Below are 19832 nucleotides of genomic sequence, written 5' to 3'. Positions count from 1 at the left end.
CGCCCAAGAGTCCAACTCGTCCGCCCAGTTTAAGAAACATCCAACCACCCAACTAAACTAGCCGAATACGGTTGTCCTTCTTTTACGATCCCCCGAAACTTAAGTTCCCGCTCAACAACAGTCTCTAATTTGGGCAGTAACGCCAGGTTATTCTCGGAAGCATCATTCGCTGGTTTTTGAAAATAGGCTTCCGCATGCTTTTCCACAATCGGCAGCCGGTTCCCATTCTGATCAACTGCGAGTTTTAATATTGAATGAACATCATGCCCCTTGTCGTTATGGGTTTCTATTTCCCAAATCGACAAAACACCATTGGTTCCGTTAGCCTTGACCGCAATACCAATTTCTTCAGCAGGAAGCTGCCGGTAACGTCTTAAAAGCGTTTCAATAAAAGGGTGATCCAAGCCAACCAGATGCAAATGTTCGGATTCATTCGCCTTATCTCTGTCTACCGTGAACTGAGCCATTAGCTGATTTTTGTCGTCCCGCAATTCATAGTGAACATCATCAACTCGCGTGAATTTGTAACTATCCTGGTCGCATGCCTTAACGATGAAATCAACCAACTCGTCCATGCTCTCGCTGACCTTCGATAACGGCGCATAGTCATCCAAACTAAAGCGTTCCAAATCCTGGAATAACTCAAAAACGACATCCCGCGCTTGGCTGGCATTCCGCATCGCGGCATCCAATTCTAACCGGGTACGCTTTAATTCAGGGTCTTGCAAGGCTTCTGCGTATAACTCCTGGTATTTGATACGCTCCGACAATTGACCCAATATTTGCGAGCGCAAATCTTCCGCCACGTTGCCGCGCTCATCGACTTTGCCCAGCGTCAACGCAATTTCCTTCAGCTTGTCATCCAGCAACAGATAAATCCGGCCTTCGATGGTATCACCCAACACCAGGTTATAAACCTGCGCCGTATCGCGTTGGCCGTAGCGATGAATTCGGCCAATCCGTTGCTCGACATCCATCGGGTTCCACGGCAAATCAAAATTAAACAAGATACGCGCATGCTGGAGATTGATCCCTTCGCGGCCAGCAGCGGTGCAAATCATAACCCGCGGCCCGTTGGCTTGTTTAAATCGCTTCTCGGCGGCGACCTTACTGCCATGGTCACCACCCTTTAATACCACAATTCCTTGGTCTGGATAAGCAGCGTCTATGCGCTCGCTGAGCATTTCCACCGTCCCCAAATAGGTGGCAAAAATGACGACTCGCTCTTCAAGATTCTGTTCCCACAATACACCCAACGCCCCAATCAATTTATCGACCTTGGTTTCCTGGCTCTCCGGAAAAAATTGCAGCAATTCTTTAATACGCAACCTTTCTTCCGGCAAGGCGACAGCAATCACATTCATCGCCATCTCTTCAGCCGCAGCGGTTTCGACCTCATCGCTGTATTCGTCGGATGCCAATGCTAGTTCGTCTTCATCGAGTTTCTTCAATACTTTCAGCTTGGCATCACTGAGGATACGATCGACTTCAAGGTCATCGATACGCTCATTACTCAAACCAAAGTCAACGCGGATAATTTCCTTGGCTTCCCGAAAAGCTTGGTCCCTTGCTTCAATATCCAAATTCAGATCATGCATCAGACCTTCATGGATCGTTAGCGCCAATAACCTGCGGCGCAAGGTACGATACACAGCGGCAAAGCTTGAAGCGGCGATTTTTTGGAAAATGGTCATAACGAAGCCCAGCGCCCGACCTTTGCCGCCCATCTTCTTGGCCAGCGCAAAACCATCACGCAGGTATTCGTTCAACGCTTGATAAAACAGCCGCTCCGCATCGGACATGACAAACGCTTCGGTATGAACCCAACGCCGAGCAAACAGCGTCGAGCCATCAGCGCGACAGGCATCCGCCTTGGTACGCCGAATCACCACGGAATTTAACCGATGACGATGCTCCAGCATTTCAACTTCGTCTTCGAACAGAATAGGGTCTAAAAGCTGAATCAATTTCCAGAAACGGAAATGATCCCCTTGGTGCGGCGTTGCGGAAAGCAGAATTAAATCGCGGCTATGGTCACGCAGGGTTTCCGCCAGTTTGTAATTCTGGGTCTTCCTGATTTTATTGCCCTGTTTATAGGCCGTTAAATGATGCGCCTCATCAAACACCACCAAATCCCACATTGGGGCATCCAATAACTTTTTGATTCGTTCGGCCCGCTTGAGGGTGTCAATGCTGGCAATCAGCAAATTGTGCTTGGCAAACGCGTTGGTTCGTCGGTCGCTGACATCGCCTTCGCGGCCAAAGATTTCGAAGTTTAAATTAAAGACTTCGTTTAACTCGCGATGCCAGTTATTTACCAAACCGGCAGGCACCACCATCAAAGCCCGTCCTAATTCACCCCGGCTGGCTAATTCTCGAAGGATCAACGCGGTTTCAATTGTTTTACCCAGCCCCACTTCATCCGCGATCAAAAACCGGCGCGGCATCGAGGTAGCGACATGATGAGTCAAAACCACCTGATGCGGCAGCAGATCGATTTTTGCAGAGGTTAACGAACTGGCGCTATCCAATAACGGCAATTCATGCGCTTTCCAACATAACCAAGCCTTTATCGCCCGTTGTTCGCCGCCACGCGCATAAGTTACGACGGTTTCATTACGGCCTAAAACCGGTTCCAGCGCCGGTAACGGAACTTGCCGCTCACCATCGGCAAAAAATACGCGCGCGTAACCATCTGCCAGGCTAATGACAACGCCTTGGCCAAAAGCCGCGTGCTTGACGCGATCACCGGGTTTTATCTGCATCATGATTTACGAAATTCGCGGGTGATAAAGACCGAGCCATTGCCCTTGTTGCGACTCAATGCGCCTCACGCCGTTTTGCGCTCCGTTCCAGATACAGCGTCCGATCGGAAAGGTTTGATCTTTATATTTACCGCTCAACCACCAGTCGTAACTGATTTCACCGGCATTCTCTTTCCAGCGGCTTTTATCCGCCATCCAAAAAATCAAAGCACAGCGATCAAAACAGGATTGAAAGCTTTGAATTTTGCTATAGACCTGCTGTTCCACCCAGTCAACCGCTTCATCCGGTTCCAGCGCATCGATCATCACATCCAGGCCAGCAACCATCAGCGCGTCGTTATTGATAAACGGAATCTCGTCTTCCGGCCAATTGGTTTCGTAAAATTCAAAAAATCGCCGCAAACTGATGACCTTATCGGTCGCTTGCAAATGCCCCAGAGTGTCGCCATCCCACAAAATGCTGATGCCTCGGCGTTTCCAAACATCATCGTTCAACGCCTGATTCATTGGGCCCCCGATGAAAATTTAATCGCCAATACTTGATTGCAAACTGTTTGTTGTTTCATTCACTGATCCCTGCAACTAATACTCACTCACTCGCCCGCTTCACGCAAAGCAAAATCCACAACCTTATCGCTCAACCAAATACCCCGTTGCCGCATCCGCTGCACGGCATCCGCAATCTTGACAGGATAACCCAGACTCTTGGCTTTCAACAAAATGCCAATCGATCCGGTCAACGTAAGACCGGATAAGCGCGCAAAACGGCGGCCGACGCTCTCATCAATCGCGACCAAAGGAATGCCTTCCTGCAAAGCCAACTGAATGACAGCCGCTTCTCCGGCATCTAAAGAGTTTCGCAACAAGGGCGGAAGGGAGACAGGCTGATTTTGTTTGAATAACCAATCGGCCTGTTGAAATTCGCTCACCGCAAAACCATCGGCGCCGCCAACGTGGATTTCCCGACACACTTCCCAAGGCACCCACACCCGGCTATACAACAACGGCAGCATGTCCAATGTGCCGGTCGCCGCGATCAACGACAGGATGGGCGTGGTGTTGATGACAATTTCCTTGGTATCAGGCATTGCTCATATCCGCCAGCAATTCATCCTCGCTCAAATCAATAGCAGCCACACCGTAACGGTGTAAATCCAGCAAAAACTCCACCCGTTCCATGCCCACCAACACGGCGGCCATACCGCTGGAAATGCGCTTCATTTCATACAGTTTCACCGCCATCGCCATCTTGGCCTCATGCTCGAACTGCGACGGCGATTGTTGCAGGGCATCGGGTAATTGTTCGGGATAATTAACGATCAGTTGCATCTTGGCTCTCCAATAAAGATTAAACGTCGGCCCAGTTAGTCCATGTCAAACAACGACATTTGTTTTTGAATCACAGCCTGATGCTGTGCAGCCCAATTGTTATACAGTTGTCGGGCAGTGATTGCGGCATTTCGTAATTCCAAACTGCCGCCCTTTGTGACCAGCCAACCCAATAAATCGCCCAAGGCAGGATGCGGCTTGAAGTCTTCATCCAACAGCTTTTTAACCTGAATCCCACTATCCGGGTAACAAGCGCCAATCAGCAACATGGCTTGATCCATGTCTCTGCTTAAGGACTTGGCTTTTTGGCTATTGGCTTGCGCAAATGTCAGCGGGGACAACCAATGGAAGATTTTTTTCTTTTCCTCACACCAACCCCGTTCGACAAAATCACTGGGGCCTATGCCGGTACCGCGCAAGAACTTCTGCATATGGTCGCGCGGCACTTCTGGCGTACCAGCAAAAATACGCAAAAATTGCCGCGTGATGGGTTCGCAATTGACCGGCGTGCTGCCGGATTCGCCTTCATCCTGGTCATCCAAAATTTGATTGATACCGACCAGCGCTTCTTTAACGGTAAACTCCCGGCCTTCTTCGACATAGACTTGTCCGTAATGGCGGGAAAAATACTCCAACGCTTTACCTCGCTTAATCACCTGAATATCAGCCCTGGGTAAGCCTTCGTTTTGATGATGTTCCAGAATATTCTGCAATTGCCGAACATCCGACAAAATTCTGCGGCGCAGTTTGGCCCAACTGATGCGAGTGGGTTCTTCCGTGCGTTTTCGACAGACATGAATGATGTCGTATTCAATCTTTTGAGAACCAAACTGTGCTTTATCACCTTTGGTTTCATCGCTTCTAACTGGATAAGTGGCCTCAAGATAAAAGCCAGCCTGGAATAAACTTTCTAAAACATCAACCCAAGGATCATCTTCACTATGGTGAAATGTAAACGCCAGAATTCCAGATCGTTTGAGAAGTCGGTGAGCTTCCTTCCAACAATTTGTTAAAACTCTCTTATAGAAATCATCGGCATCATCTGGATTGCGGGCTTCATTCGCTACTGCTTCTAATGTTTTTGGCGTAAATTCAGGATTAAATATTTCTGGATATTTTTCTTTTAACAAAAGTCTCAGCCAGACATATGAAAAATCTGCAAACTCTGCATATTGAAATAATCCACTAAACGGGGGATCAGTCACAACCAAATCGATACTATCAGAATCATACTGTCGTAATTCAGTTGAAGACCCTTGGGATATTGCTTTATGGGGCAATAAACGATCACCAGGATAGACTTTAAAACTCTTTGATTTTATCTTGCCAGAAAGTTCTTTGTTTTTTGCTTTAATTAGTTCAGTGGGAACTAATTCCCAAGGGTTTTTCATCCAAGGAATAGATTCAAGTATTGGATTCTTTGCTGATCGCCAAGGCCCATAACCTATCGGTGAAAAAACTCCAACTTCAATACAAATATTTTTCTGGTTTAGATTGTTATTTGAAAGAAATGGGGCAAAGTGATCTTTCGATTTATGCCAAAAGCAAAACATATTTTGATACGTGAGATATTGTTGAAAAGCTCCTAGAACAAAGTCAATTGCCTCAGATGTAAAACCATGGGCTTCATCAATAGCCTTTAAGATTAGCGAGTGCAGAATTAATTGACGAGGATTAAAAAGGTGCTCCCATTTGCTATAGCCATGCTTTGGCAAGGGGTCTTTAATATGCGTTTTCAATCCATATGGAATTTCAGATTTTGGCCAGTATTTTTTTAAATCATCGTCCTTTCTTACATGCCATTCGATTATTGCAGCATTTAATCGTCTAACATCTTTGTTACTTGGACAAATAAAAAAACGCCCCCTATACGGGTTATCGGATTTCTCCAATTTTGCCGAATACCCCTGAATCGCTAACAATGAGAAAAAAGCAGAATCTCCGCTTTCTTGAAGAGAATGAAGCGTTTTCTGTTCTTTACCACAAGTATCTGCTTGACAAATAAAATGCGCATCCTTGGGTATGCAGCCTTGATTAGTTTCTAATGGGCGACTATCAAGATAAACAGTCGAATCTAAGGCTCCACGGACTTCTATAAATGTCTGGCGTTCATTCCTGGCAATATTCCATCGACATGTTCCTTCAATATCACTGTTTACGGCTCCACCAAGCATGCCTAGCTTATCTTTGCCAGGTATTCCTCTTAGCCAATCTGGATGAATTAATAAGGTTAATTCAACTTTTTTATTGTTAAGCAGTTTTTTAGGTAACAAAATCGATTCATTGGTCTTGGCCGCTTTGAAATCCTGGTACTCATGCTGGCAACGCGGACAACGGTAATGACCTTCACTATCCATGAGCGCATACGGCACTTCCGAATCAGTGACCACCAACGGCACGTCCGGTGCCATGCGTGCTTCTCGCTGTTCGACATCGAATGATTCATGACATTTGCCGCAGCTTACGCCCAGCCAAGCTTTTATCGATAGTGATTTGATTGCCACTACAGGGCTGGACATCAATGGGGTCCTATGCCCGCAACCAGGCACGGAACAAGGCCCATGTTTCGCCCAAAAGGTGTAAATCACTTCCGGCCCTTCGTAGGCATAGTCTTTGCGCTCGTCAGGTGTCAGCGCCAAGGGATCGAAGTTATCGCCCATCACTTCGTTGGTCGATAACTTCGTCCAAACGCCTTTTTCACCGTTCGGGCCTTCGCAGGCGTAAAACGGCATGATTTGAGGCTTAACTTCCCGCTCGATATGATCGAACAGCTTTTGCACTTCATCCAGATCGACATCGGCTAATTCGTTTTTTACCACCAGCCAGGCGACGGGATTCAGGTCGTTACCGACCATCTGCATCCCCAAACGCGCGCCCTCCACCAAGGTCGTGCCGCCACCCATAAATATGTCGGCCACCTTCAATTTGCGGAAGGCTTCGTTGTGTTGGTGATTACCGTAATAAGAATCCCAAACCAATTTAGCGGCTTCCGCCGGATCATCCGGCGCTTTGGTAGCAGCCGCAATCAAGATCGAGCGAAACACACTGGACCGTCGACGCGCCCACCATTTGGACATTTGATAAATAGGCTTACCCGCATTGCCTTCAATTTGGGCAATCTGATTGATCGGTAATATCGGAAAATCCACTTCCAAACAGGTCTTTGGCCGATTCGGATCGCTAAAATCCACGGATTCCAAATGCAACTCCGCACCCGCGTTTACCGCTTCCGCAACTTGTTCAGCAATGATTCCAGCTTGGGTTTTGCTAGCCATTTCGTTCCTTAATTGGTTTTGTCTTGTTGTGCATCCCAGGTGATACCCGAACTATGCATCAATGCTTGTAATTTAGGGTATACATAGTGATGATCGTCGGGCTTTTCCTTGTCTAATCGTGATTGAATAAATTCAATCCATGACTGCCTGGTTTCGCTAAGATGGTTTTTAGTTAACTCAAAAAACTCAGCAATATATTCAGGTATGCCGCCAGCGTAGTTTATTTGAACATTTTCTTTCGTTGCAGTGATAGCTTCGATGACTTGTTCTGCGGATAGAAAGGGTGCTATAGGTAACAACGTAGTTCTAGCAAAATATTCAGCATTTCTAAAATTATTTGAATTTGAGAACATTTCAATCGCCTTGCCTGATAAATATTTGCTAGGGCTTTTCTCGATAATTTCTATTTTTGCATGATTAGATAGCCGCTCATATAGCTCTAAGAGGTTGTTCTGCAGATCTTGTATATCCATACAGAAGTATGGATTGTACTTCCGAATAACAGATAGATCATCGTTTTGTAATGACCCAATGAAGCTACTAATCTTAATTCTTTGGGCTTGCTGTAGCTTATCCCACACACCAGGGTCGGCCCGTAGCAGTAAAAAGATGGCTCCAATATTATGATCATTAAGTTGTTCGAAAATTGAGCCTATTTTTTGTTGGATAACATCCGAATAAATCTCTGAATGAGCCCGTGCAATTGCTTGAATGCTGAAAATAATTCGCTCAGGATAAGAGACATCCTCGCTAAACAACTTTTTAAGAAGAACAATCAAAAGATTTCTGACAAATGCTACTTTTGCTCGTCGCAAATAGCGGTCATTCAAAAATTCAAACACTTCCTCTTGAGTTTGAGGGAATGCTCTACTTTCTAAGTCAGCACATACTTTATCTATGGCACTTTTGCCCTGAACAGGCTGCCTTTGTAACAAATGTAAGATAGAGTGAACGATATGACTTCTGACCAACTCTGGTGTTGGTTGAAACAGTAATTGATTATCGGTATATGTAGGATGGGCACATAGATTACGGTCTTCCTTAAGCCGCTCTAAGTCTTTATGCTCATCGACAGAAATAAACTCGAAGTCCTCTAAGGCTCTTTTTAATAAGGAATTTTCTAAATCTTGTAGCTTAGGTATATTTTTATTTTTAATTTGAGCATCAAAATTTTTTATGAACGTTACAGCCCCATTGTCATTCTGAGTATCTAGTTCACGAAGTTTAGAAACGATGTCATAACAAACAGCAATCCATGTCGAAGTAATGGCTGCGCGGTATGCTCCTGTCCGATAAGCAATAATCGCTTCTTGTACATAGCTTGCTGAATTTTTATTCCGTACTGAAAGTAACAGATCATCTAAATCGGTTAAATGATGCTGTCTGATCATTTCGATAACTCAATATATGGCACCGCCATTTCTAACAAGGAAAGCCCACCATGCGTCAACGTCGGATAACCGCCTTGGCTTTTCCATTTTTTTCGTCCCAACACAAGATGCCATTCGCCGTGCTGGGTTGTGATGGTTTGCGTCAGTGGCGGAATCCAGCAGTGGCTGTTGGCATTTGCGGGTGATTGAACGGAGCGACCGCTTTTGAAATTTTCCTTCAAAAAATCGGCCTGATCTTTGTGCACGACATCGGGAAATATTCCGGAATGGGCGTAACCATGGTCTGAGGTAATTACTAACCTGCGCCCGGTTGCGAGACGATCGACAAAGTGCCAGAAATCATCGGATGTTAGCTGTTCAGCCGCGGATTTCGATAGCTTCCGATAGCCATCGCCATTGTCGGATAAATCGTGCATCTGACTATCCGGCCAGTGATGCCAAAAAATGATATTGGGATCGGCTTTGATCAGGCTTCCGCAATCGACAAAAGGCATGTCGGTGGCTTCGGTCCAGGCATATGGGAAATAAGGGCTTTTCGTTAAATTATGCTCAAGCCCCGATCGTTGGCCGAACCCCAATGCTTTGGCAAATGGGTTGGTATTGGCGGGTATTTCTGCGGCGGTAACGCATGATTTGTGCAGGCTGAAGCCGCGTTGCGCGGCTTGCTCTATCAGCCAAGGCAATTCACGCAAAGATAAGGCATCCAAAATTAAGATGGCTTTGCCATTAGAGCGTTCTGCCCAAAATTGCTTGAGTTGTTCGCTGGTTCGTGGCGCTGCGCTTTCAAATTGTTGCCATAATTCCCAGGCGCTGCCTGAAAGAACGTTGTCGAGCTTTTCGATGCTTTTATCCCGCTCGGTGGTGATGGCATCCACCAAATCCGAACGTATTGGCGGTGAAAATGTCTGGTGCAGGAACTGAAAAATCGCTTGCCATGCTTGATAGGCAGGCAAGTTGAATACCTGGGTAATTAGCGCTTGATCCATTGCTTCAATCCTTTTCCAAATCCAACGAGTAGGTGATTCCGTCAGGCAGTTTTTTCAACAATTCTTGCAATTGCGCCCCGGTCATTTTGTCGATGGACACCTTGCATCCATAGACCTGGCTTCCTGGATTGATGCCCCAGCCTTCCAGTTTGCCAAGCAAATTCAACGAGGACGTTGCAGGCGCGTTTAAGCGAGTTCTGTCACGAATCCCCGAACTGGTTCCACCAAATAAACCAAAACCGGTAGGCTCGTTCCCATTATTGCCGGTTGTTTGTTCTCCAGGTTTAGGATTTGTTGTGGGTGGCTCCGGGGGATTTAAAGGCGGCACGACGACACTGCCACCACTAGAAACGGTCGTGCCCGGTTCGTGAAGCGTGGTTTCTTCTAATTGTCTGCCCGATGCCAAACGGCCTTTCATACGCTGCCAGGCTTCATCCTCGCTTTCGCCGGGCCGTCTTTCCAGTAGCTCTCTACCCAGCAAGTTGATAGCGATGGTACCTTGGGCACATAGCCGAATGATTTTTTCTTTCGCCTCAACTTCACCTAACCAAGGTACTGATGGCTCACCACCCGATTTAGGCTCTTTGAGCTGGTTTAATACCTGCGCGACAGAGTGATTGCTTTCAGCGCTAGCAAGCACGAGCTCCTTGAATTCTTCCGGTATAAACAGTTCTCGCTGTATATGTTCTTGAATAGCAGACAAGATTTTGCTGCCTTCCGCGTTGTGGCTTGTTGTGATGAACTCGCATTTTTGTGGATCAGCAAAATTCCATATCTCAAGTATTGCAAAACGATCAAAGCGCTTATTCAGTTGGTCGCGCAATTCCTTTTGATACTTGATGTGCAGGCTTGAGTATTCGGAATCTGCTTTTTTCCATTGCGCAGCTAAAAAAACAGCACGAGCGAGCACCAGCAATGATTTGTCATAGAACACGTTTTCCAAGACTTTTTGAGCCAATAAAAAACGCACGGTATTACGGTTTTTAGGAACATAGGCTTTGAGCCATTTACCTAATTCCGCATCGCTAACATTGCTGGAAGGGAGGACGATTACTGGAATGCGATTATCCCAGTTTTGAGGTTGATCCCGCTCGTCAATGTCGCTCCATGGATCGCTGCTCCAGCTCCGTTTAAGAATAAGCACTCGATAGCTCTGCGAGGCATCGCCCGAACCAGCCAGTACATAACGAATTTCATCCGCCAAGTAGTTTTGATCTTCACCTTTCTCGAACAAGCGATCATTTTTGGCGTGCGCCATTAATTTAGCTTGCGGATTTTCTTCATTCAGAAAAATTAGGCGATTGCCTTTTCGGTGAATGTTAAAGCTGTTCTCTTCAACTAAAGCCAGTTCTGCCTGAAACTGATTATCATCAATGGGTTTATGGCGAGTGATGTCTACTTGCAATTCATGCGCTTCCGCACCGGCCATGGATTCAATCGACAACGAACGAAGCCAAAGCGAGCTCAGTATCGGTTCCAGATACTTGGTGGGGGTACCTAAACTGGCGGTAGCATCTCTGACCGCTTCATAGTTGCGCAGTGCCTTATCTCTGAGATTGCGCTGCATTTGATTGGCAACCGAATCTAGCAACGAAGACACGCCGCTGTTTTCATTGGTAATCGAAAAATCGGCGGCGGTGATGATCGGTGAGTCTTTGCCTGCTGTTTTGAAGACATCCACCAAGATTCTGATCAAATCCCGAGTTTCTTGGGTTTCTGTTGCGATCAACACTTGATCGTCAAGCAGCTTTAGCAGATGAGGCGCATAGGGCCAGGCATCGATAAACTCCTGCTTTACTTTCTCATGATCAGCGCCGGAAATATGGTTGAGCCGCAAGTATTCATTGACGTGGTTGACGATGACGGTTTCTATGTCGCTGTCGTTGATCTGCATCCGATTTTCGAACAGCCGATACAGTAATAGCTTTTGGCGATCTTTTTTAGCTTGCGGACCTTTGAAGTCGATCCGTACAGGGTTGACGCGGAAGATTTGCTGGGCTGCATCGGATACTCCATCCCTAACCGACACCACCAACGCCAGCAGTTCAGGATTTTTTTCCGCAATTTCTGAAAGAATCTGGATGAAGTTGAATGCCCAATTGCGCCACGGGTATTGTTTATTGTTGGTGAGGCCTTCGTACCACGTCTGGAATTCGTCCAGAATCAGTAGCGTGGGTTGCTGTTGAAACAATTCAACCAATAGTTCATAGCCTGGCACTTCGGTCTTGTTGTCTCCTTGGCCTAACCATTTCCCTTTAATAAAGGCCCCATTAGGGTGTTTATCAAAGAGCAAATCCCACAAGAATTTATAGTTGTGTAAATGCAAGCTCTCAACGATGACATTCAGGTCTGTTCGCAGAGCAAGGCTTGCGATGGCCGGGTTACCAAGTCTTACAGACCAATCATCGAGCCAATTACGACCGACGACACTGTCTCTAAGCATATGGGACAATGCGGCCATCAAATGCGATTTACCCTGACCACGCGCGCCGATGATTACCGTCGGGCGTGACTTGCCCGGTTCTACGGCCTCAATGGTTTTTAGCAGATCGATAGACGGATAGGTGATGTTGAGAAAATCACTTGCTGGCTTGTCCAGCGCACCGGTACCCTGCCGGTTGGTAAAGTCGATGGTGGTTCCGCTTAATCGCTTTCCTGTGAATTCACTGCGTAGATTGAGGCCAAGCATCCTATTTCCTTAAATTAGACGTTTGACATGAATTTTAATGGATAGGGAGTAATTAAACCAATGCAGATTGTCTTTACGCTGTTCTATGTCGTCCTTTTGAGTGTGTAGGTCCACAAAATCAGGTCACCTAAACCCAAAAAAGTTAAAAGTTTATCAAATAACCACGAGTACCCAGTCGAAAAAGCTTGTCCGTATTAGGGCAGACCTATGGAAATGCAGGCTCCAAAGAGGACCGGAAACCTGGGTAATCAGTTTTAGGGATTTATCGTGTCTCCGAAATGTCGGGCTATCCGTCCGGTTTAGAGCGTCAATGACTATCAGCCTCGCATGTTAGCCAAGCTCCCAAGAAAACCCCTAATGATATGGAGAGTGCACTCTCCTTATCTTGCATCGATAAACCACACTGTTCATTGATGCGTCTTTGATATTTTTGGAGCTCCTAATGTTCGACAACTACGAAACAAATCCCGACTATGACCGCATTGATGAAAACGGCAAGGATAAATTTGCCAAGCTAAAAGCCATGGCAGTAGGCGAGTTAACAGTACAACAGCCTCTTCATTGGCATCACGAGGAACACAAACCGCTGATCGGCACGATCAAAGGCTTTGGTGAATTTATTCATGACCGGTACGGCCTACAGAAAACGATCATCGTCGAACGAGAGAACGGCGAGGTAGTTTCAGCATTCATGAATGCCTATATCGCCAATGGCATGGAAAGATCACATGCACAGCCCGGCGACAGTGTCTTGATCCAGTTGCTGGGTAAAGCCAAAAGCCAGGATGGCAATCAGTACAATCAATTACAAGTGTATGTAGAAAAAGCTAACTATTAAGCGGCACACAAGGCACTGGCATTAAGCCAGTGCCTTGTAAATGCTGCATATCGGACTTACTGTGATTGTAACTCTATGTTGAGTTGGTTCAAACATAGATCAAAATAAAAAAACTTCGCTATTCGCTATGTATTTTTATGAAGCCTATTTTATTACCGTGATTTTTGCGTACCCATCCATACTCAAGTAACATCGAATCAAGGCAATCTTTAAAACGTTTTCTCCGAGACGCTGTAGTCTGGGGTATAGTTTCTGGAATAATTTGACTAATCGTAAGAACGACAGTCTCATAATTGTTATCCCATTTGAGTGCAGGGTGTTCAAGGCCCCGCATGATAGTATTCGCAATTTCCATTGCTTTTGCTTTGACATTCATCCTAGGAGACATCTTTTCAAGTTGACGGTGCCCCCTCCTTTCGATTTTAGCAGTGCCTTCATCTAAATCGACTTCCCAATAGTGAACATCTGCTCTGCTAGAGCCATTGACGGTTGCTCCGTGTCGCTCAAGTTCAAAATGCAAAATAGGCGGCTTCCAGTGTAGATTTTCAGCTCGATAAATTTTATCCCAGTAAGTGTTATGTTCGCCGCTACCTTTCAGGTGTGGCCAACATTCTCGTAATAAGTCGAGTACTTTCGAACTTGATTTACCTGTTATCAATAGATCGTTAGCTGGTAGGTCTTTTAAAAAGTTGATTAAAACCTGAATTGGAATATTAGGAGTAGTCATATTGTCTGATCGAGCGACCTGAGTTTTCTAATTATTTGTATCTAAAATCTAGCATTGGGTATCAGGATTGCCCATTGCACCTATTTCGTTCAAATACCCAAAGTAAAAAAGTAACCTTAAATACCCTAGAAACATAATAGACGAATGTTTGATATTTGATATGAGTAGTTCCTCACAATTCTAGAGTTGTATATTCACAAATTCGGCCAAAACCCGCCGGGCGAGTTAACTTTCCAATCTAAATAGTTAAGGCATTCTGTGGTCCAATTGAATGCCCGTTATTCGGCGAACAATTTGACATTATCAGTGAGCCACCTACCGCCATTAGCATTCTGTAATTGAGGTAACAGATCACATTCCTGTCTGGCAGGTTAATTTGGAGAACTAAAAGTTGGCAAAATGCAAACTTTTACCGATAAAAAAACTAATCAATTCACTCATAGCTTTTATGGTCACGGATAAATGAAACACGAGATTCAATGGAAATAAACTAAATCTATCATTAAATTTAATGATGTTTTATATCGCGGACTCTACAAACTAATTCATTCAATAAAAACGGTGCCACCTTCAGGAGCACCAAGATCACTGAATTCAGAAGATGATAGGTCGCCGCAGCCGTTCAACATGTCATCGGAAAGGCCTCTTTTCCAGCTTATCAATCTATCGAGCTTCATATCGAAGGTAACGAATTCGGCAGTTATTACTGGGTAATAGACATAAACATCTTTTGTTTGACCAATCCTATATGCTCTGTCGGTTGCTTGATCTTCCTTAGCCGGGTTCCAGGTGCGGGTGAAGTGAATAACATGGTTTGCCGCCTGGATGTTGACGCCAAAGCCAACGGCTAGTGGGGAAAGAATAATAACGCCAAATCCTGGCTTTTCCTGAAATGCCCTAATTCGTTTTTGCCTGCTATTGGTTGCCGATGAAGCAGCCGATGTAGAGCCATTTATAATATCGGGTAATACTTTAAAACGCTCAGCAATATAAAGCTGAAGTTGCCGTTGTAGATCCAGGAACTCTACAAATAGGATAACTTTATCGTTTCGCTCCCGAATATCGGCTAATAATTCTAGAAGCCATTTTAATTTTGGGGATTTAATTTCTCTTTCTGATAACGGCTCATCAAATGCGGCTTTAGCGCCCACCGGATAGGGACTTGTGCAAAGTTGTCGTAAATATTGAATCAGCCCTAAGTGATTTTTTATGGCATTATCGTTTTGTTTTTCATGATAGGCTTGAATAACCTGCCGATATAACTCTCTCTGATAAGTTGACAGCGGTAATGAGCGACAACTCTCAACTTCGATTTTACTGGGAAGATCTTTAGCCACTTGTGCTTTAGTGCGCCTAAGCGTTTGCGGTTCAATCAATGCCCTTAACTCATTAACACGGGCAGTTTCTTCTTCTGTTTTAGCTTCAATAGGTCGGCGATAGCGTGAGCCAAAATCATTTAAAGCACCCAAGAATCCAGGCTGAATAAAGTCAAACAGGCACCATAAATCAGCCAGTGAATTTTCTACCGGTGTTCCTGTGCACGCAATTTTCAGTCGAACATTTTGCTTTTTAGCTGAGCGGGTCACCAGTGCATTTGGGTTTTTAATTTTCTGAGCTTCATCACAAACCATAATTGACCAATGCTGAGAAGCTAAAGAAAGCTCTAAATCTCGCAAGGTTTCATAGGTGGTTAAAACCACCTTGGCGTTTCCTAACCAATTTGGAACTAAGAATTTAACCAATCCCTCGCGCACTAATTGAGGGTCAATTTCTGACTGGTCAAGTTTTTGATCCTTTAACTGATTGCCATATAACATCAAGACAGACATGGCCTGAGGCTTAAAAAACTTATCTATCTCTTCTTGCCAGTTTTCCAGTAACGATACAGGAGCCACAATCAGGACAGGATCAATATTTAGTTCTTCTTCAATGCAACCTGCAATAAATGTAAGGATTTGCAGCGTTTTACCCAAACCCATGTCATCAGCTAATAATGCGCCTCGGCAATGTTGTGGAGCATGACGCCAAAGATGTTGGAGCCATGCGACGCCTTGTAGTTGATGGTGTTTGAGACTGACAGATTCACGTAAAACACTTGGTAATCTAGCCTGACTATCGCTAGGCAACTCCAATGCTTGCTTTCTATTCTCTTGATAATCAACCGCATAAATATTGCTCTTTAGCAATAATGATTGAGAGGGGGCTTTTTGTTGTTTAGTAGAAAACTCGCCTTTTCGTATCTGTTCTTCAGTGGTTTGAATGACTTCTAGAATTTGTTTAGCTTCGGCAACCGACACGGGCTTATCAATACCTGGAATAGAAATCACATCTAATTGCTGTTGTTCTGCTTGATCAATAGTTTCTTGAATAGATTTTCTATCGCTATCACTTAATTGGATATTTATAGGGATTGCCGAATTTTCTGGCATAAAAGCCAGGCCAAATTCGACATTGGATGGCACCCAACCGTTTTCGTCAGCCTTTCTGGCAATAAACGGCGAAACATAGTTTTTTTCAACGCCAATACCTTCTATGCGCTCAGAGTAACGGCCCAGATTAAAAATATCAGCATAGGCGACACTAATATGGGGTGCGGGCATCCATTCCGAAAGCAGTAGTTTCAGGTTTGCAAGTTGGTATTCAGCATCGCCCAAAATTTCAAGTTCATAGCCTTCCCATGCTATGCATTGAAAGCCCTCTTGAATATGTCGTTCAAAGCGTTTGATAAAACTTTCCAGCTTCTTGGTATCTGCAAACGCATAGCGATTGGTTTGTTGACTTGCAGATGATATTGATTCGATGAGTAAGCCTACGCCAATAATCCTACCGTTTTCGTCATTCTTAACATCAATAAAAAACTGTTCAAACTCAATGCCGGCAACTTCCCTGGCTTCTTCAAATTGAGCTTCATCAATCACGGCGACAGCATCATCCCCCAACGCGGCATAAGGATTTCGAATGAAGGCTTCTGCGCGTTGCCCTGCCACATAACGCCCCGGCCAACGACGCAATTCTTGTAACACTGCGCGAACTTGAGGCGAAACCAGGACTTGAATAATACCTTGGCCATCTGGAATGTCGTAACGTTCAGGTACAGTGGTGTATTTATCAAACGTATCAAGCCATTGCGGCGGAGCCCCATCAAAATGGGGTTCTACCTGGACGGTTTTATTGCCTACACTGGCTGATTTATGTAAATGCAACAATAATTTTTCTGGCGACAAAACTACCGTGCGCTTTAAAAAATCCACCATTGGCACTTTTGCAGAGCAAGCATAACGACGTATTAAACTCCACTTTTGCCGATTAACCAGTGGAGTTCTGCATTCTTGAGGTAGAGAATAAAAAGTACGCACTTCACTAACCAAACGCCAAACTGGTTCTGTTAAGAGGAATTGATGGTCTTGATACTGGATAACTGCGCCTGTAACCTCAGGTGCCATTTGAAGCTTGTTCCCCGGCGGACTGACCCAGTCACTCAATGTAATGCGAAAATCTAAATCTTCCAAAGATCCTTGGCTGGCAAGACTGGGACGTAAATCTGAAAATTCAGGCAACTTCAGCAGCTTCAGTAATTCATTTGAACTACCCGCTTCATCTGTCAAAAGCTGATATAGGGAATCCCAATTTAAAAACAACTGATTTTCGAGAGGTACTAAATGACCCAATTCCTCAATCTGATTAAGTAGGCTAATGCTGGATGAATCTTGGCCAAAATAATGCCATTGATTCGGCCAGTCAGCTAATTCAGGCTCAACACCATAATAAATACCGTCGTTTTTAAACCGGATAGTCAGATGATGGGATGGTTCAGTAACAGCCTGTTGATGACGTGCCTTGAATGACCATAACTTGTTAAATTCCATCATTCCAACCACCACCCGCGTCCTTCTTTATATCGAAAACCTACGCTTTTTAGCATGGTCGATGCCGGTTCATGTGTTTCAGAAGCACGTACCCAAAATGCTCCACCTTTGTCTCTATGATCATCAAAATGCAGGTTATGTGAAATACAGAACTCTTGTAACTGCTTAATGTCAAGAGGCTTAGCCTGCTCATTCTGGATAGGTATTGAGTGAACTCTTGGCTTTACAGACGGCACTGTCGAACTCGAAATATGAGAAGCTACGATTGATGAAACGGGTTTAGGTTTGTTTTCGCCAGGTGTTGCATTGGCGTGATAACGCAAAAAATCAGTAAACTCCCCTTGCCAACCTTCTCGATGTGACAATGTTCTGCGATGACCTGGATGTTCCTTGTTTTTGAGCCCATCTTGTGTACCTAACACCGATTTTTGTCCAAACTTGAATGGAAGATTATCTGCCAAAAATACATGGCACGCGTTGTTCTGCTTGCCAAACTCAATGAAGACATAGCCACCAATTCGCATTAAAAAAGCATTATCTTGATTGTAGGAACCTCCTTCCAAAGCCATATACCGTCCAGCCATATTCTGACGAATACGCTTGTAATCCGGCTTATTGTTGTAAAGGCTGTGCTGCCCCAATGCCAGCCAGATGTCATCAATCGCTTCGGCGTATTTAAGCCAAAATTCCATTCGCTTCCGATCGGCTTGGCCGTCAGCCTGCAATAACTCAAAAAAATCTTGGATAGTGCGCCGTTTCAGCCACAAACTCACCATGTTAGTGGCTGCCTCACCAATCTGACCATACCACATTGGTTTATTAGCTTCCAACCAAGGACTTTTCCATTCCCTTAATGCAGCTTCTCGAAGTGTATGGTGTTCAGTATGGACTTTGCAGACTACATAGCGTCTAAGTAACAGGGAAAGCCCCTTTGTGATTAACAATGAGTGCCGTTCCAGAAGTTTTACCAAGGGCAGCACTTGCAACACAAACTCGGGATCCTTTAATGCCGTTGCCGCTTGAACCTGAGCCAATATCAACTCATTCATCACCCAAGTATCGTCATCAACTCCCAATCGGTTTCTAAGCTCCTCAATAACTGACATATCACCTCCCAGCATGGCCTTTCCATAAGGCTTGCAAGGGTTATCAGCAAGCAAGTTTCGGTGTTCGTAAAGGGCTTGCGACCATTCCGTTACCGGCTTTTGTTTATTTAAAGCCTTGCAGTTTTGGGCCAAAAATTCCCGTAACGCAAACCAGTTTTTTCGGCCGTAAATATTGTCAGTCTGCAGACCCGGATAGCGTAAATATCCTTTCAGCAAACCCTGATAACAGCGTCGAAACTTACGCGGTTCTGGTTGTAAAATTTCAACTTCTTTAAGTAACTTAGGGAACAAAGTTTCATGTTCAATAACTTGAGTTAACGGCGTACCGTAAGGTGACGACACGCCAAAGCAAACGAGTTTAATGTCGCGATAAGTGAGTAAATGATGGTTTTTTAGATACCCAATCACTGCTGTCGCAATCCCTTGCTGATCACCCGAACCTCTTGAAATGTCGCCATACTCAGTCTTTAAGCGTTGCGTGGTTCGGGCCATTTCTGCAGATAAATCCGGGATAGGAGAAGCAAGGGCTTCGGCATTGATTTGCAGCAAACGGTGACGAAAGGTGGCAATTGAATTCATGCGGGCATTTCCAAACTATTGCTTTCGCTTCGTTGCTGGTAGGAATATTTGCTCATAAAATCATCACTGATTTTGTTGTATCAGCAAGATTAGGCGGGTATTTCACAAACAGGCATCAGCTTAAGGCGTTGAGCGCGACGCGCAAATTACGGTCATCGAAGGTCACAAATGCACTGCAAGCCCCAGACGTCGCCAAATGGAAAGCATCTGGAAATTCAAGGCCCCCACGGCACTATGTAATGGCTATTCTGAGCGAAAGCTCATCTTCAAACACGATATTC

At 45.0% G+C, this 19832-nt stretch carries 12 protein-coding genes; 1 reads left to right on the top strand and 11 read right to left on the bottom strand.

The window, feature by feature from the left end; translation table 11 throughout:
- Positions 1–29: 29 nt before the first annotated feature.
- The 8 genes from GO003_RS12080 to GO003_RS12045 all read right to left on the bottom strand — a co-directional run bounded on the left by GO003_RS12080 (position 30) and on the right by GO003_RS12045 (position 12435).
- The gene (locus GO003_RS12080) at positions 30–2768 is read right to left on the bottom strand and encodes a DEAD/DEAH box helicase (protein ID WP_206444630.1); all 2739 of its coding nucleotides are present in this window, start codon (positions 2766–2768) and stop codon (positions 30–32) included.
- 3 nt (positions 2769–2771) lie between these two features.
- Positions 2772–3272 (bottom strand): 5'-nucleotidase, encoded by a 501-nt coding sequence (locus GO003_RS12075; protein ID WP_159654896.1) that lies wholly within the window; start codon positions 3270–3272, stop codon positions 2772–2774.
- Positions 3273–3358: 86 nt separating this feature from the next.
- Positions 3359–3853 (bottom strand): DUF3368 domain-containing protein, encoded by a 495-nt coding sequence (locus GO003_RS12070; protein ID WP_159654894.1) that lies wholly within the window; start codon positions 3851–3853, stop codon positions 3359–3361.
- The gene (locus GO003_RS12065) at positions 3846–4094 is read right to left on the bottom strand and encodes a UPF0175 family protein (protein WP_159654892.1); all 249 of its coding nucleotides are present in this window, start codon (positions 4092–4094) and stop codon (positions 3846–3848) included. The genes GO003_RS12070 and GO003_RS12065 overlap by 8 nt, the downstream gene beginning before the upstream one ends.
- A gap of 35 nt (positions 4095–4129) precedes the next feature.
- A complete protein-coding gene (locus GO003_RS12060; protein ID WP_231088962.1) occupies positions 4130–6874 on the bottom strand; it encodes a DUF1156 domain-containing protein in 2745 nt (914 codons plus the stop codon).
- Positions 6875–7377: 503 nt separating this feature from the next.
- Positions 7378–8760: a hypothetical protein gene (locus tag GO003_RS12055; protein ID WP_159654888.1), complete on the bottom strand. Its 1383-nt coding sequence runs from the start codon at positions 8758–8760 to the stop codon at positions 7378–7380.
- Complete coding sequence (locus GO003_RS12050; RefSeq protein WP_159654886.1) at positions 8757–9746, bottom strand: alkaline phosphatase; 990 nt, start codon at positions 9744–9746, stop codon at positions 8757–8759. The genes GO003_RS12055 and GO003_RS12050 overlap by 4 nt, the downstream gene beginning before the upstream one ends.
- 4 nt (positions 9747–9750) lie before the next feature.
- Positions 9751–12435: a DUF499 domain-containing protein gene (locus GO003_RS12045; protein WP_159654884.1), complete on the bottom strand. Its 2685-nt coding sequence runs from the start codon at positions 12433–12435 to the stop codon at positions 9751–9753.
- Between the two features lie 442 nt (positions 12436–12877).
- Between GO003_RS12045 and GO003_RS12040 the strand changes: the two genes are divergently transcribed.
- Positions 12878–13273: a hypothetical protein gene (locus tag GO003_RS12040; RefSeq protein WP_159654882.1), complete on the top strand. Its 396-nt coding sequence runs from the start codon at positions 12878–12880 to the stop codon at positions 13271–13273.
- Between the two features lie 118 nt (positions 13274–13391).
- On the opposite strand, the gene GO003_RS12035 is transcribed toward GO003_RS12040, so the two are convergent.
- From GO003_RS12035 to GO003_RS12025, 3 genes are all read right to left on the bottom strand, one after another.
- Positions 13392–14000, bottom strand: a complete 609-nt coding sequence (locus GO003_RS12035; RefSeq protein WP_159654880.1) for a hypothetical protein — start codon at positions 13998–14000, stop codon at positions 13392–13394.
- A gap of 545 nt (positions 14001–14545) precedes the next feature.
- Positions 14546–17869, bottom strand: coding sequence for a DEAD/DEAH box helicase (locus GO003_RS12030; protein WP_159654878.1), 3324 nt, complete (start codon positions 17867–17869; stop codon positions 14546–14548).
- Positions 17866–19551 (bottom strand): EH signature domain-containing protein, encoded by a 1686-nt coding sequence (locus tag GO003_RS12025; protein ID WP_159654876.1) that lies wholly within the window; start codon positions 19549–19551, stop codon positions 17866–17868. Before GO003_RS12025 ends, GO003_RS12030 begins: the two co-directional genes overlap by 4 nt.
- Positions 19552–19832: the final 281 nt, after the last annotated feature.

The organism is Methylicorpusculum oleiharenae, from assembly GCF_009828925.2.
Classification (GTDB): Bacteria; Pseudomonadota; Gammaproteobacteria; order Methylococcales; family Methylomonadaceae; genus Methylicorpusculum; species Methylicorpusculum oleiharenae.
The sequence above is the reverse complement of the archived record's forward strand: the minus strand, read 5'-3'. Positions and strand labels throughout refer to the sequence as shown.

Coding starts and splice junctions, on each gene's coding strand:
- GO003_RS12080 (WP_206444630.1), bottom strand. CDS start 2,768: ATGATGCAGATAAAACCCGGTGATCGCGTCAAGCACGCGGCTTTTGGC.
- GO003_RS12075 (WP_159654896.1), bottom strand. CDS start 3,272: ATGAATCAGGCGTTGAACGATGATGTTTGGAAACGCCGAGGCATCAGC.
- GO003_RS12070 (WP_159654894.1), bottom strand. CDS start 3,853: ATGCCTGATACCAAGGAAATTGTCATCAACACCACGCCCATCCTGTCG.
- GO003_RS12065 (WP_159654892.1), bottom strand. CDS start 4,094: ATGCAACTGATCGTTAATTATCCCGAACAATTACCCGATGCCCTGCAA.
- GO003_RS12055 (WP_159654888.1), bottom strand. CDS start 8,760: ATGATCAGACAGCATCATTTAACCGATTTAGATGATCTGTTACTTTCA.
- GO003_RS12050 (WP_159654886.1), bottom strand. CDS start 9,746: ATGGATCAAGCGCTAATTACCCAGGTATTCAACTTGCCTGCCTATCAA.
- GO003_RS12045 (WP_159654884.1), bottom strand. CDS start 12,435: ATGCTTGGCCTCAATCTACGCAGTGAATTCACAGGAAAGCGATTAAGC.
- GO003_RS12040 (WP_159654882.1), top strand. CDS start 12,878: ATGTTCGACAACTACGAAACAAATCCCGACTATGACCGCATTGATGAA.
- GO003_RS12035 (WP_159654880.1), bottom strand. CDS start 14,000: ATGACTACTCCTAATATTCCAATTCAGGTTTTAATCAACTTTTTAAAA.
- GO003_RS12030 (WP_159654878.1), bottom strand. CDS start 17,869: ATGATGGAATTTAACAAGTTATGGTCATTCAAGGCACGTCATCAACAG.
- GO003_RS12025 (WP_159654876.1), bottom strand. CDS start 19,551: ATGAATTCAATTGCCACCTTTCGTCACCGTTTGCTGCAAATCAATGCC.